Origin of the sequence: Gilliamella apis, from assembly GCF_030758615.1 — a bacterium.
GTDB classification, from domain to species: domain Bacteria; phylum Pseudomonadota; class Gammaproteobacteria; order Enterobacterales; family Orbaceae; genus Gilliamella; species Gilliamella apis_A.
This window is the reverse complement of record NZ_CP132381.1, coordinates 2,603,561-2,618,163: the sequence shown is the minus strand read 5'-3', so window position 1 is coordinate 2,618,163 and position 14,603 is coordinate 2,603,561. Positions and strand designations below refer to the sequence as shown.

The 14,603-nt window shown below is 35.6% G+C and carries 18 protein-coding genes; 1 reads left to right on the top strand and 17 read right to left on the bottom strand.

From position 1 onward, the window contains the following. Positions 1–151 precede the first annotated feature (151 nt). The 7 genes from RAM17_RS12030 to RAM17_RS12005 all read right to left on the bottom strand — a co-directional run bounded on the left by RAM17_RS12030 (position 152) and on the right by RAM17_RS12005 (position 5,976). Positions 152–511 carry an MmcQ/YjbR family DNA-binding protein gene (locus tag RAM17_RS12030; protein ID WP_110447083.1) on the bottom strand — a complete coding sequence of 120 codons (360 nt, stop codon included), beginning with the start codon at positions 509–511 and terminating at the stop codon, positions 152–154. An 810-nt stretch (positions 512–1,321) separates the two neighbouring features. Continuing rightward, positions 1,322–1,537, bottom strand: a complete 216-nt coding sequence (locus tag RAM17_RS12650; RefSeq protein WP_370548274.1) for a LysR substrate-binding domain-containing protein — start codon at positions 1,535–1,537, stop codon at positions 1,322–1,324. Between the two features lie 104 nt (positions 1,538–1,641). Continuing rightward, positions 1,642–1,893, bottom strand: coding sequence for a LysR substrate-binding domain-containing protein (locus RAM17_RS12025; protein ID WP_181414614.1), 252 nt, complete (start codon positions 1,891–1,893; stop codon positions 1,642–1,644). A gap of 217 nt (positions 1,894–2,110) precedes the next feature. After that, the gene (locus RAM17_RS12020; RefSeq protein ID WP_110447086.1) at positions 2,111–2,569 is read right to left on the bottom strand and encodes a cyclophilin-like fold protein; all 459 of its coding nucleotides are present in this window, start codon (positions 2,567–2,569) and stop codon (positions 2,111–2,113) included. A 23-nt stretch (positions 2,570–2,592) separates the two neighbouring features. Beyond that, a complete protein-coding gene (locus RAM17_RS12015; protein WP_110447087.1) occupies positions 2,593–3,624 on the bottom strand; it encodes an alpha/beta hydrolase in 1,032 nt (343 codons plus the stop codon). Positions 3,625–3,654: 30 nt separating this feature from the next. Then, positions 3,655–4,863, bottom strand: coding sequence for an MFS transporter (locus RAM17_RS12010; RefSeq protein ID WP_110447088.1), 1,209 nt, complete (start codon positions 4,861–4,863; stop codon positions 3,655–3,657). A 231-nt stretch (positions 4,864–5,094) separates the two neighbouring features. Then, positions 5,095–5,976 (bottom strand): LysR family transcriptional regulator, encoded by an 882-nt coding sequence (locus RAM17_RS12005; RefSeq protein WP_110447089.1) that lies wholly within the window; start codon positions 5,974–5,976, stop codon positions 5,095–5,097. A gap of 515 nt (positions 5,977–6,491) precedes the next feature. Here RAM17_RS12005 and RAM17_RS12000 point away from each other — a divergent pair. Continuing rightward, a complete protein-coding gene (locus tag RAM17_RS12000; RefSeq protein ID WP_110447090.1) occupies positions 6,492–6,809 on the top strand; it encodes a chorismate mutase in 318 nt (105 codons plus the stop codon). 121 nt (positions 6,810–6,930) lie between these two features. On the opposite strand, the gene ureG is transcribed toward RAM17_RS12000, so the two are convergent. Genes ureG through urtC form a run of 10 tightly spaced genes read right to left on the bottom strand, consistent with a single transcriptional unit; the run spans position 6,931 to position 14,603 of the window. Continuing rightward, the gene (gene ureG, locus RAM17_RS11995; RefSeq protein ID WP_086359531.1) at positions 6,931–7,548 is read right to left on the bottom strand and encodes an urease accessory protein UreG; all 618 of its coding nucleotides are present in this window, start codon (positions 7,546–7,548) and stop codon (positions 6,931–6,933) included. A gap of 38 nt (positions 7,549–7,586) precedes the next feature. Next, entirely contained in the window at positions 7,587–8,255 is a 669-nt protein-coding gene (locus RAM17_RS11990; RefSeq protein WP_370527345.1) for an urease accessory protein UreF, read from the bottom strand. Position 8,256: 1 nt separating this feature from the next. Then, complete coding sequence (gene ureE, locus RAM17_RS11985) at positions 8,257–8,724, bottom strand: urease accessory protein UreE (RefSeq protein ID WP_086359529.1); 468 nt, start codon at positions 8,722–8,724, stop codon at positions 8,257–8,259. A gap of 20 nt (positions 8,725–8,744) precedes the next feature. Then, on the bottom strand, positions 8,745–10,448 hold the full coding sequence (ureC, locus tag RAM17_RS11980; RefSeq protein WP_110447091.1) for an urease subunit alpha: 1,704 nt from the start codon (positions 10,446–10,448) through the stop codon (positions 8,745–8,747). Continuing rightward, the gene (locus tag RAM17_RS11975) at positions 10,441–10,770 is read right to left on the bottom strand and encodes an urease subunit beta (RefSeq protein ID WP_110447092.1); all 330 of its coding nucleotides are present in this window, start codon (positions 10,768–10,770) and stop codon (positions 10,441–10,443) included. Before RAM17_RS11975 ends, ureC begins: the two co-directional genes overlap by 8 nt. 12 nt (positions 10,771–10,782) lie before the next feature. Further along, on the bottom strand, positions 10,783–11,085 hold the full coding sequence (ureA, locus tag RAM17_RS11970; protein ID WP_086363101.1) for an urease subunit gamma: 303 nt from the start codon (positions 11,083–11,085) through the stop codon (positions 10,783–10,785). Positions 11,086–11,118: 33 nt separating this feature from the next. After that, a complete protein-coding gene (locus tag RAM17_RS11965; RefSeq protein WP_110447093.1) occupies positions 11,119–11,961 on the bottom strand; it encodes an urease accessory protein UreD in 843 nt (280 codons plus the stop codon). Further along, complete coding sequence (gene urtE, locus RAM17_RS11960) at positions 11,958–12,653, bottom strand: urea ABC transporter ATP-binding subunit UrtE (protein WP_110448013.1); 696 nt, start codon at positions 12,651–12,653, stop codon at positions 11,958–11,960. The genes RAM17_RS11965 and urtE overlap by 4 nt, the downstream gene beginning before the upstream one ends. Continuing rightward, positions 12,646–13,506, bottom strand: a complete 861-nt coding sequence (gene urtD, locus RAM17_RS11955; RefSeq protein ID WP_110447094.1) for an urea ABC transporter ATP-binding protein UrtD — start codon at positions 13,504–13,506, stop codon at positions 12,646–12,648. Before urtD ends, urtE begins: the two co-directional genes overlap by 8 nt. Then, on the bottom strand, positions 13,503–14,603 hold the full coding sequence (urtC, locus tag RAM17_RS11950) for an urea ABC transporter permease subunit UrtC (RefSeq protein WP_110447095.1): 1,101 nt from the start codon (positions 14,601–14,603) through the stop codon (positions 13,503–13,505). Before urtC ends, urtD begins: the two co-directional genes overlap by 4 nt.

The window sequence follows — 14,603 nt, the reverse complement described above, 5'->3', positions numbered from 1 at the left end:
TCATAATAAGCTGTATAAATTGGTTACCTAAAGCAGATGAGCCTGCTTTTTTGTTCATGAGTATTCTAATCGCCTTGATTGGCGGTTTTTTTGTATTATACAAAATAGATACTTAAGGAAATAAACAAATATATTAAAGCTAAGGCTAAACTTACTTTGAAGTTAAGTGATAACTTTCGGTAAGTAAATCGAATATTTCTTTATCTGATAAATGTCCAGAAAGAATAATGCTGATCCAATGTTCTTTATTCATATGATATGCTGGCAAAATACCTTCTTTTTTCCTTAAAGATCCTATATGTTCAGGTCTTGCTTTAATATCCAGAATATCAATCTCTTTATCATCTTTTATACCAAGTTTTGAGCCAGATACATTCATAACAATAGCATACCATTTATCACCATCTTGATGATGTCGCAATACTGCATAATTAGGTAAATTTTCCCACAGATAATTAGGTTCTGAATGAAAATGTTTTTTGGCATAGTTAAATAATGTTTCTCTATTCATTATAATCTCCTAAAGATGTTGGATATAGAAAATACAACTTAACCGCATTGAAGTTTATTCCCTTAAGTATAACATTATAGTTGACTTGGAATAATCAAAATCATAAAAAATAAATAGCCCATTATTTAGCTAATCTAGTAATAAATTTTTACACCACTGAATTATGTACAGCTCGAATGTAGAGTTATGTATAGTTAAAATGCCGACTATACATAGCATAAACCCTTATACAATAGGGCTTATAAGAAATCATGTATAGTATGTACAGTTTTTTATAAAATTTTATGTTAATGGGGAAGTAATTTCTTTACCACTCAAATTTGGGTGCAGTCTCTTTGGACTGATTTTTACATCTGCGAAAAATCAACTTTAAATCAAAAATAAGAGAGTACTAAAAATACCCAATTTTAGGGGTTACTTTTTATTTTTTGGGTACACTAACAAATATAAAAAATAGAAATCATTTACCCAAAAGGGTTTAAAAGACGTTTTTCAAGTCCCGACCATGCACCATTAACAAATCTACACAACTCTACCGAAGTCAATCAAACCCTTATATACAAACACTTTCAAGAAATCCTTACTCAACTGAGTTCAACTGCAATTATCCCAAATCTAGTATTAAATCGGATACCAAACAGGATACAGAAAAAACATTAACTAAATTTTTTATTTTTATTCAACATGTTAGTTAAGTTATTCGTGTCCTATAACAGGGCTTGAAAAATATATTTCATAACTTTCCCTTAATAACGATTATAATTTTATTTCTTAAAAATTGAACAATCCTCTAAATATTCACATTTAAATTTAAACCCTCAACGTATTCACCACAACCCGTAATGCGGATGATATATTGCGATGTGGATAGTAGAGGTATAAAAATGGAAAAGTATAGCTATACTCATTAAAAATGCGGATGAGTTGACCATTAACCAGTTCCTTTGCAATCAGTTCTTCGGGTAAATAAGCAATCCCTAATCCCATTTTTGCGGCAACGAGCGTTGGATAATCATCATTTAAAATCCATTGTCCTTGTGGGGTGATTTTAACAATTTGACCTGAGTATTCAAATTGCCACTAAAAAAGATGTCCGTTGGATAAACGATAACCAATACCTTGATGTTGTGTTAACTTTTGTATCGTGCTAGGAAATCCTTTTTTTGAAAATAATCAGCCGTTGCTACAACCGCCATTTTCATAGGTTGACTAATGCAAAAAGCGACCATATCTTCCGCAACACCACTACCAAAACGAATACCCACATCAAATCCTTTTGCAACAATATCAACAAAACGATTATTACTAATAAACTCAAACTGAATATCAGGATATTTGTCCTTAAAATGGGCTAATTTAGAGAGTAGTAGCCTCTCAATCACTTGTAGTCCACAGTTAATACGCACTAAGCCAGATGGTCAATTTCGATAGTGTTCAATCTGTTGAAGTTCGTTATCCATTTTAGCAAAACTTGTTTCAACAGTACGAAATAGCTGCTCGCCAACTTGGGTAAGCGATTGCCAGTGCAACGGATAAAAGTAATAATATTACCACTATTTTATAAATCCACTTTTTTTATATTTTAATGCCTTATTTAATTTACTCCACACGACTTAGTGTTGCCACAAAATCCTGTTTTAAATTTGCTAATACGGTTCGGCCAGACTCAATATGACCCAATGTATACAATTGTGAATTAGTACCTACACCTTGATAAAACAGAGCCAAATTCCCCCAAGGTGCATAATAAGTAAAATCCCCAGAAATATGAGCGGCACTTGCCATACCTTGAGTAATTAAGCGTTGTGGCAGATAAGCGATCTTCTCGGCACCAACATAATCACTAAAAGTCAGTGTTAAAGGTAGCAGTGCCAGTAGCTGATGACTGGCAGGAGTATCGAGCAAATTGACAATCACTTGCTGATCGTCAATAGTCAGTTTTATTTTTGCTAATGTTGCACTTTCAGTTTTTTGACTAAACGCCGAGAAACTCATCAAAAGTGTAATAAATGCGGTTATAAACAAGTTTAATTGTCGTAATGGATGTCTATTTATCATGATGATATCGCCTAGAGTGAGAATTAGTTAGCTAGATACTGATCAAAAAACTGACTTGCTTCATTAAAATAACGCTGGGCTTCTGGCGCATCAGAAACCATTAAATATTGGGCATGAGATACGCCTTCTAGCACCACTAAATCAGCAGCCACGCCGGCATCTCGTAATTTCAAATGCATTCTGATTGTGTTACTTAAAAATAGATCGCGCGTTCCCGTAACTAACAGCGTTGGTGGAAAATCATTCACGTCACCATAAATGGGAGATAATAGTGGCTCTTTAAGATCATGATCGCCAGCATACAGTTTGGCTGCGTCTCCCAACCAGCCGTCATAACTGACGAGCACATTATCAATCCCCTCATGCGTAAAATAGGAATCACCAGTTTTACTTAAATCGGTCCAAGGCGTGCCAACAACGATCGCCGCTGGTAAAGGTAGGTCGTGAGCTTTGGCATTTAGCATTAAGGCTAGTGTCATACCACCGCCAGTTGAGGTGCCAAATACGCCAATATTCTCGGCAGGATACTGTTTAAGCAATTCGCGATAGGCTGTTAGTGCATCGTCTACGGCCGCTGGAAACAGAAAGTCTGGTGCCATTCGATAATCAATTGAAATGACGTTGATTTTTCCATATTCCGCCATCATAATTGCTTCAGCGGTACCTGCCTCACCTGGATTAAGCACATAACCACCGCCATGAAAATGTAATAAGATACGATTTTGATTATATGGTGCAATCGTTTTAGGTGTGACCATAAAGGCATTAACATTACCAAGCTGCGTAGCTGTAACACTGACTTGCATTCGTTCTTTTAACATAGGAAGTGTTTTTAATGTTTGGGCAGCAATCGTATCAACCCATTGATGCCATTCGGAATTAGTTTTAGGATGATCATTCCAAAAGGAAGGGGGTTCGCCAGAGACTAAAGGTTGTAATGCTTGACTCACTGTTGATGGATTTGGAAAATGTTGCACAGCCACTTCTGCCGTGTTCGCAAGTGTTGTTTGTACAAAAGTTAGCATAAACACTAAAGCCGTAAACTTGATTTTCATTTGTGCTCCTTTTTATCTATATAAGATTGATTAAGCATGGTTGCCTGTTGCTTTTTTATATAAACTAAAACACAAGGCGGTAATGATAGCACCTATAATACAAATAATCGTGGCCGTGATAAAAATGCCACTAACCCCTAATTGGTCAAAGGTCATTCCACCAACACCAGCTGCTAAACCAATGGAAAGTTGAATCGCGGCAACCGACAATCCACCAACCAATTCAGCTTTATCAGCAAGCGTTCGAGTGATCCACGTTGACCAACCAACAGGGATAAATCCAAACACAAATCCCCAAGCAATCACTAATGTAGTATCCATAGTCACATTATCAGAACTTAAAAACCTATATTTAATAAATAAGAGCATGGCTATAGCGGCTAAGACTAAATGAATAGCGATCATCACAGGTCTAAAAAATCGGCCAAGTAGTAAACCCGCAACAAAGGTTCCGATGCAATTAGCGATACCAAACACCAATAAAATAAGGGTTAATGGACCGGTTTGTAGTGCTAAATTGTGTTCTAAAAACGGTCGCAGATAAGTAAAAAAGAGGTGATAGCCTCCATAACTAAAAATTGTACCGATAATGCCAAGAAAACACCAATTTTGCTTAAATAGGGCAAACATATTTTTAAAATTACTGCTTTCACGCGGCGGTAAAGATGGTAGGGTAAGCCGTTGCCAAACTAGTGCGATAAAACTTAACGCCGCAGCAATAAAAAACACATTACGCCAACCGACTAAATGACCTAAATAACTGGCAAGAGGCAGTGAAATAATCGTTGCAACCGACACTCCGGTATAGACAATACTTAATGCTCGAGGAATATCTTTACTCGGCGCTAATTGTAATACTACAGCAGATGCCATTGACCAAAATCCACCAACACAAATCCCTAATAGCGCTCGACCAATCAGCATAATGAAATAATTAGGCGCAACAGCAACGAACAAATTGGATAATACTAATAAAATAGAAAAAGTGAGTAATACTACTCGACGATTAATATTTTTGGTCATGGGTGCGAGAACCAAACTGGTGACTACCGCAAAAATCCCCACCATTGTGACGCTTTGGCCTGCTTGACCTTCAGTAATATTGAAATCTTGTGCGATAGGGGTTAATAAGCTAACAAGAATAAATTCCGCGGCAATCAAACTTGTTACTCCAATAAATAGTGAAAATATTGCTCCCCAATACGCCGTACTTGGGGAATTTAATGTGTTATCTGACATGGTTAATCCCATTATTATATTAAAGACGAATGAATTGAATAGTTGTGGAATGGGTCATAGTCTAAATAGCAGCTAAATATATGTAAATTACTTATATTTTATGGTTATTTATGCCTTAAAAGCATGGGTATAAACTGTATTTAATGTCATTAATATCAATAAAAAGAAGTCATAAGAATAAGCCCAGCAAAATAGGAGGATCATTTTGCTCACTTCTATATTCAGAGGAATTTATTGAGAAAAAGCCCGTTTCATTCGCTGTAAACAGATTTCAGCTGCTTTTGAAAAAATTTGATAACGTTTCCAAACTAAGTGAATATCAACCATTAATTGTGGCTCTAAAGGTTTAAAACAAAGATGACTATTACCTGTCGTGTTAATCAGCTTATCAATACTTAATGCATAACCCATATTTTTTTCGACCATAAGTGAGGCATTGTAAAGTAGGTTATATGAGCCAATTACATTGAGTTTATCTAAATCACGTTTTAACCAGCGCGTAATTCGGTTATCGACTTCTTTCTGTTTAGAGATAATAAGTGGCAAGTTCCATAAATCGCTAGGTCTAATCACATCTTGATGTGCAAGTGGACTATCTTTACGCATTAACACTCCCCAAGTATCTTTTTCCGGTAATAGCAACGACTCATATTTGCTGATATTTTCCACACCAATTAATAATCCAAAATCGAGCAAGCCTTTATCGAGACGTTCTGTTACTTCATCAGCATCACCACTATAAATATGCACATGAATTTGCGGATAGTCGTGTTGTAATGCTTTAACAACCTCAGCAATTAATCCCATGGCATGGGTTTCACCACAACCAATATAGATATTGCCACTGATTTCCTCAGCTGAGGTTTGAAACTCTAATTCAGTTTTTTGCACTAATTCTAAAATTTCTTCAGCACGTTTGCGTAAACGCATACCTTCATCGGTTAAGGTAATTTTACGACTGCCTCGAATAAATAAGGTGTTACCCAATTCTTGCTCTAATTCAGCCAGTTGACGAGATAATGTTGGCTGAGTCAGATGTAAATACTCAGCAGCCGCAGTGATACTTTCCGCTCTAGCAAGAGCTAAAAAATAACGTAATACTTTAATATCCAAAATGACCTCACATACAACTATTTTTTATGCTTAAAAAGTATAACAATAATTAAGTTATAGGAAAAAGGTTCGTTGTTTTTATGTACAGTAAAAATGTAGAGTTATGCAGAGTTAAAATGTAGACTATACATAGCACAAACCCTTATACAATAAGGCTTATAAAAAATCATGTATAGTATGGACAGTTTTTTATAAAATTTTATTTTAATGGAGGGGGTAATTTCTTTAACACTCAAATTTGGGTACAGCCTCTTTGGACAGATTTTTACATCCGCGAAAAATCAACTTTAAATCCAAAATAAGTGAGTACTAAAAATACCCAATTTTAGCGGTCACTTTTCGTTTTAGGTATACGATTGAGTTTGTTAAAAATAAAAATATAGTACTAATAAGGTTTTTTATTGGGTTGTTTAGTTTCCCTTGGCTCACCAATTCCAAATTTGGCAATTTAAATTCTTTTAGCAATATTTATACAGTGCTAAGATAGCAAAACTATCAATTATCGGCCACACTATATGTTTCAATACCATCCAAATGTCTTAGCCAATGAATGTCGTGATATGAATGATATTCGCGCGGAAATTGATAATATCGATCATCTAGTAATTCAATTACTAGCAACTCGTTTTGACTATGTTAAAGCCGCCAGTCAGTTCAAAAAAAATGCTATCGATGTTCAAGCTAAAGAACGTTTTAATAGTATGCTTGAGCAACGTAAGCTTTGGGCTGATGAGTTAGGTCTCGATGGTGATATCATTAAAGAATTGTATGCTAATTTAGTGAAATATTTTATTGATGAAGAATTAAAGCGTCTTCAACATAAAGAAAAATAATTACATTAACTTGTTATTAACAATTTAATTTAAGCTTATTAATTGCTAGGTTAAATGTTTATGCTTGGTTCTTAACTTCCCCAACATTATTTATCTGGATAATGTTGGGAATGTGATAAACTTATTTAAATAAACCATTGGTTTCAATAAATTCAATGACTTTATCTAATCCTTGTTTCGTCCGTAAATTAGTAAATGCCCATGGTTTATCAATGCGCATTTTATTGGTATCAGATTCCATCACTGCTAAAGAAGCACCGACATACGGTGCGAGATCAATTTTATTAATGACTAAAAAGTCTGATTTAGTTATACCAGGACCTCCTTTTCGTGGAATTTTTTCTCCTTCAGCAACATCAATGACATAGATAGTCAGATCGGCCAATTCAGGACTAAAAGTTGCACTAAGATTGTCTCCTCCACTTTCGATAAAAATAATATCTAGATGTGGAAACATTTCCATTAATCCCTCAACTGCAGCTAAATTCATTGATGCATCTTCGCGAATTGCTGTATGTGGGCAACCACCAGTTTCAACACCAACAATACGTTCGGGATCTAATGCTTTTGCATCGGTTAATATTCGCTGATCTTCTTTTGTATAAATGTCGTTAGTGACAACGGCTAATTGATATTTGTTGCGCATTGTTTTACATAGCATTTCAAGTAGGGCCGTTTTTCCTGAACCTACCGGTCCGCCAACTCCAATTCTTAGCGGTGTATGTGTAATGGTATTCATATTCTCTTCTCTTTTTTCTATAATTTTATGAGCTTAATTTATGATCGAAACAGTCTTGAGTACTGTGTTTCGTGACAACTACTGGCAATAGCTACTAAAGGCGATCCTGCGCCAATATCATCATCTTTAACATCATTTGCTTGCTTAATAATTGAAGGTAATAATGTTGATAATTGATAAATCAGCTGTTGTCCTGCTTGCTGTCCTAAAGGTACTAATTTGATTGCCGCCATAATGTTGCTTTCGAGCCAACTGTAACTCCAGCTTATTTGTATATCTTCTAACGACATTTTATTTGTCGCACCATACCAAGCAAATCCGGCAACTTGTGATTGTATTAATAAATTTTGCCATGGATGAATAAACCCTAATCCTTCTAGGAATCGAAAAAAGGCTTTTCCTCGTTGCTGTTCTTCAAGTCTTAATTCACTTGTTTCTCGTTGACGTAGTAAATTTCTAGTCCAATAACTAAAACCTTGTTCATCTTGGTTAATAGTACATTGATGTAGTCGAGCCAAAATAGGTAAGTCACAAAAGCGCAATGTGCTATACATTTGCTGTATTAGCCAATCTTTGGTTTCGATTTGATTAGTTACCCATTTGGCTTCAACTGCCCATTCTAATCCTTGAGAATAGGTGAATCCCCCAACAGGTAAATTTGCACTGGCTAATTGTAAGTTACGTAAATATTGCAGCATGTTTTTTATCTTAATGATGATGGTGGCCAATAGCACTACTTTGATAAGCTCCAGCTTCCGGTTCAAATGGAGCTTGTTCAACCAGTACTTTAATTCCTAATTGTGTTAGCATTTCATCCAACACATGATCATGTTGATAACGAACAAAGTCTGTAGCAATTTGTAATGGAACATGACGATTACCTAAATGATAACATGCTCTGGCTAACAACAATTTATCATTGCAGTAGGCTGTGGATACATTTTCGTTTGCAGCCAATACTTCAATAATTATTGATTCATCCTCTGTTGCAAGATAATCACCACCGCGAATTAATAAACCTCTAGGTAATATAACACCGGCTTCCTGACCACTATTAAGCACTATTTTGCTGCGGCTTTTTATTCGGCTATCAATATCTAATTTAGTACAGTATTTGACAGACTGTAGTTGTGTTTTTGTTAATGGTTTAGTAAGTATCTTTGTTAAAATTATCATGATGTTATGTTCTCAATTTATTAAAATAAAAAGTATCTCTGTGCCATTGGTAAGATAGATGCAGCTTCACAACTCAATAGATTGTTATCGGCCTTTACTTCATAGGTTTGGGCATCCACTTCAATATTGGGTTGCCATGAGTTATGGATCATGTCTTGTTTTTTAATCTGACGGCAATTTTTTGCCACACCAATCAAACTTTTTAATCCCAAGTTTTTTGCTACATTTAAATCGGCAGCTGTTTGTGAAATAAATGTCATTCTAGATAAAAAACCTGCTTTTCCTAAGCTAGCAAACATAGGGCGATAGTGTACGGGTTGTGGTGTGGGAATTGATGCATTAACATCACCCATTTCGGCGTAAGCAATCATTCCCGCTTTAATAATTAAACTTGGTTTTATGCCAAAAAAAGCAGGTTGCCAAATGACTAAATCGGCTAATTTTCCTACTTCAATAGAACCTACTTCATGGCTTATACCATGGGTAATCGCTGGATTTATAGTGTATTTAGCTAGATAACGTTTAACTCTAAAATTATCATTCTGTTGATTATCTGGATATAATGGGCCACGTTGCGTTTTCATTTTATGAGCAGTTTGCCATGTTCTTATGATAACCTCTCCCACTCGTCCCATGGCCTGAGAGTCTGATGAAATCATAGAAAATGCGCCTAAATCATGTAATATGTCTTCGGCAGCAATAGTTTCTCTGCGTATCCTTGATTCGGCAAAAGCAACATCTTCTGCAATTCCAGCATCTAAGTGATGACAAACCATCAACATATCTAAATGTTCATCAATAGTATTGATAGTATAAGGGCGAGTAGGATTTGTGGAGGAAGGTAAAATATTAGCGTAACCACAAGCTTTTATAATATCGGGGGCATGGCCGCCTCCTGCGCCTTCCGTATGATAAGTGTGAATGGTTCGCTCTCCAATGGCAGCGAGAGTGTCTTCTACAAAGCCAGATTCATTTAAAGTATCGGTATGAATAGCTACCTGTACATCCATCTTATCGGCTACATCAAGGCAATTACTTATTGCTTGTGGTGTTGAGCCCCAATCTTCATGTAATTTTAAGCCAATAGCGCCGGCATTGACTTGTTCGATTAATGGCTCAATAACACTGCAATTCCCTTTAGCTAATAACCCAACATTTACAGGTAAATTATCACAAGCTTGTAACATTTTTTCGATATACCACTTACCTGGTGTACACGTGGTTGCGTTTGTTCCCGTTGCTGGGCCGGTACCACCACCTATAAATGTAGTTATTCCTGAACATATAGCCTCTTCAGCTTGTTGTGGGCAAATGAAATGGATATGAGAGTCAATTCCGCCTGCTGTAACAATGCTATTTTCGCCAGCAATAATTTCAGTGCTAGCACCAATAGCGATGGTTATATCTGGTTGTATATCGGGATTTCCCGCTTTACCAATAGCTAAAATACGTCCATTTTTAATACCAATATCAGCTTTAACAATTCCCCAATGATCAATGATTAAAGCATTGGTTATTACAACATCGGCAACCAAATCTGCACATAATTGGCTTTGCCCCATACCATCACGGATTACTTTTCCACCACCAAATTTAACCTCTTCACCATAAGTAGTGAAATCTTGCTCAACTTGTATCCATAACTCGGTGTCGGCTAAGCGAACTTTATCTCCGGTGGTTGGGCCAAACATTTCTGCATACGCTTGTCTAGAAATATTACTCATTTTCAATTCCTTTATTATCTAATGCACCCATTACAGCACCTTGGAATCCATACACTTGCCTTTTACCAGCTAGTTCAACTAACACTACAGTACGGCTTTGCCCGGGCTCAAACCGTACAGCTGTACCGGCGGCAATATCTAAGCGAAATCCATAACTTTTGGCTCGCTCAAATTTTAAGGCTTGATTAACCTCGAAAAAATGATAATGAGAGCCTATTTGAATAGGTCTATCACTATGATTAGCAACCGTTATTTGAATGGTTTTGCGATTTTTATTTAATTCAATATTACCTGCTTGTACAATCACTTGGCCTGGAATCATATAATTTACCTTTTAAATAATAGGATTATGAACAGTCACTAATTTAGTCCCATCAGGAAATGTTGCTTCAACCTGAACATCTTGGATCATATCGGCAATTCCCTCCATTACGTCGTTACGCGTTAAGACTTTTCGTCCTAGATTCATTAATTCAGTAACGGTTAAACCATCTCTAGCACCTTCTAAAATTGCGGCACTAATTAGTGCTATTGATTCAGGATAATTTAATTTTACCCCTCGCGCTTTTCGCCTTTCGGCGACCAATGCTGCTGTAAATAGTAATAATTTGTCTTTTTCTCTCGGAGTTAGTTTCATCGTTATTTTCTCATTGCATATATAATAAATAAGTTAGGTTGCCCAAATTCGAGGTGGACATGCGGGTAAATTGATAATTAACGGACGCAATAATGCCCATAATTGGTGTAAATATTGTTGGCAAATTTGGTTATCATTTGCTAGCAAGCGAACGGTTAATAATTGTCCCAAAGCAGTTGCACCGATTGGAACCCTACTATTTTCAAGTTTTTTTTGCACTTGTTGTAAAATGGTTAGATTAATCGGATAGGCAAATAAAGTTGCACTATATGTGTAATTACCTATAGGAGCACAATTACCATCAATAATTTTTAAGTGCTCCTCAAGACCTAATTCATCCGGTAAATTAATTGTTAAACGGCTTTTGATATTGCCTTGTCCAAATTTTTCATGCATAACCGGTCGACCAAAGCATAATGTTTCCCAGCCAAGCAATCGACTATTTAACGTTAAATTAAATTCAGTCGTTAAATTAGCATTAGTACCATTAAAAAAAATATTTTCTTGCGGTAACCATTCCATAATACTATTCGGCGCTAAAGTAAATTTTTGTTTTAGCTGTGCAATATTGCCGTGACTGCGATAAAATTTACTTGCTCCGGGCATAGTCATTAATAGATGGCTATCGTGATCTAAAAAAATATCCAGCTCAAGTTTATCCCCTCCAACAATCCCTCCTGGGGGATGGAGTAAATAAATATGGCAAGGTTTTCCTTCTGGATAGAATGGCCGTTGTATAGTTAAAGGCCCTTGTTGTTGACGATCAACTAACTCAGTTCGCTGTAGTTCACCATTTACAAAACGGTTAGCAAAAGATAGTGATAGTTTACCTAGCCAGCCATTAGCATTTTTTTGAGATGTATTATTTTGAATCATACCGTTAAATAATTTTTTATTAAATCTGGTGTTAGTTGTTGTAAGGCGCCATTAGCGATATTTCGTCCTCGGTCAAGTAAATAAAAATCATCAGCAACCATCTGAATAAAAGGCAATTTTTGTTCAACTAACAATACAGTTAAACCTAATTCATGATTGAGTCGATTAATGATATCGCCTATATCATGTACAATATTGGGTTGAATACCTTCTGTTGGCTCATCTAAAATTAATAATGATGGTTCAATAACTAAAGCTCTTCCAATCGCTAATTGTTGTTGTTGTCCTCCAGATAGATCGCCGCCACGACGGTTTTTCATCTCTTTTAATACAGGGAATAACGAATAAACTAAATCAGGTATTTTGGCTGAGCGGGATCTTTTAGCAGCTAAACCAACACGTAGATTTTCTTCAACAGTTAGTTGAGAAAAGATTTGTCTACCCTGTGGAACGTAACCTATTCCCATATAGGCGCGGGTTTCGATAGATTTATGGGTAATATCGGTATCATTAAATTGTATATTACCTTTTTTTATCTTTAAATTTCCCATAATAGACTGTACTAGAGTAGTTTTGCCAACGCCATTACGTCCCATTAGACATGTACATTTACCTTTGGCTAAACACAGATCGATATCCCATAAAATGTGCGTTTGTCCATAAAATTGATTGACATTAGATAATTTAAGCAACATTAACGTTCCTCCTAGTAGTAGATTGTCCTAAATAGACTTCAATTACTTTAGGATTATTTTGTACTTGTTCCATATTTCCTTCAGCCAATATTGAACCTTGATGCAATACTGAAACAGTTTTGGCAATTTGTCTGACGAAATCCATATCATGTTCAACAACAATTAACGAATGTTTGCCCGCTAACGAATTTAATAATTCTGCGGTTTTATCCATTTCTTGAGTTGTCATTCCGGCAACAGGTTCATCAACTAATAATAGTTGAGGTTTTTGCATTAATAACATTCCTAATTCCAACCACTGTTTTTGTCCATGAGATAAAATAGCCGCATATTTATGACGCATGTCCATTAAACCGATTAGCAGAAGTATCTCATCTATTTGTTCTTGTTCTATCTTGTTAACTCGATGGCGAAGAGTATGCCAAACTGTTTTTTTCCCGGCATTTGCTATCATTAAATTGTCATTAACTGTTAAGGCTTCGAATACAGTCGGTTTTTGAAATTTGCGACCGATGCCGGATTGGGAAATTTGTGGTTCATCCATAGTTAATAAATTAAGTTTTTGACCAAACCATGCTGTGCCTGCTTGTGGTTTTGTTTTACCAGTGATTACATCCATCATTGTCGTTTTACCTGCGCCATTAGGACCAATAATGCAGCGTAATTCACCCTGTTTAATATAAAGATTCAAATCATTAATCGCTTTAAAGTTATCAAAACTAACATTAATGCCTTCCAAGTAAAGAATAATACCTTTATTGGTATCCAAATCTGGTTGTGGTAGTGCTTCAAAGTCTTTAAGCAAAGGAGAGGCAGATTTTAATTTTTTATTTAAACTTTTTTTATTCATATATTTGCCTCCAATTGTTTTAGTTTGTATTTTTTAGATATAGTTAGATTGATTAAACCAACAATACCTTTTGGAAGAAATAAAGTAACTAATACAAACAGAAGGCCTAAAGCAAATAGCCATTGGTCAGGGAACCATACGGTGAAAAGTGATTTGCAATAATTAACTAAAAATGCACCAACAATAGCGCCATATAAAGTCGCTCGTCCGCCGACTGCAACCCAAACGACAATTTCGATTGAATTTAAAGGTAAAAATTCAATAGGTGTGATAATTCCTACTTGTGGCACATATAACGCTCCTGCAATACCAGCTAATACGGCTGAAAACGTAAAAACAGCTAATTTGATATTTTCAACTCGATATCCAACAAACCTAATGCGTGGTTCTGCATCTCGAATAGCAATAATTACTTTACCCAATTTACTTTTGATTAATTGATAACATATCAGATAACTAATAATGACAGCCATTAACGTGATAAGTAATAATGTTATCCGCATTCCGTTAGTGGTGATTGAAAAACCTAATAAATATTTAAAGTTAGTCAGACCATTATCACCCCCAAATCCCATCTCATTGAGTTGAAAAGCTAGCATTAATGCAAAGGTGAGTGCTTGTGTAATTATTGAAAGGTAAACCCCAGAAACACGGGAACGAAATGTCATATAACCGAATATAAAAGCTAATAATCCAGGTACTAGAATAATTAATAGCAAAGTAATTAAAAAATTATCTGATCCTTGCCAATACCAAGGTAAACTTTGCCAATTAATAAATGAGGCAAAATCAGGCAGAATGGTCGAACCATTTTCTCCCTGTACAGACAAATACATTCCCATCATATAGCCACCCAGTGCAAAAAAAGCACCGTGACCTAAACTTAAAATGCCTAAATATCCCCAAACTAAATCAACAGATAGTGCAAGCAAGGCATAACATAGATATTTACTGACTAAAATAATAGTCTGATTACCAACATAAAATAGGCTATTAGTTGGGAAAAAAAGATTAGCTATTACTAAATAACTGACTAATAAAGTTAGACAAAATAGAACATAACCGCCATTATCTTGTTTAAAATATTTTGTTAACAT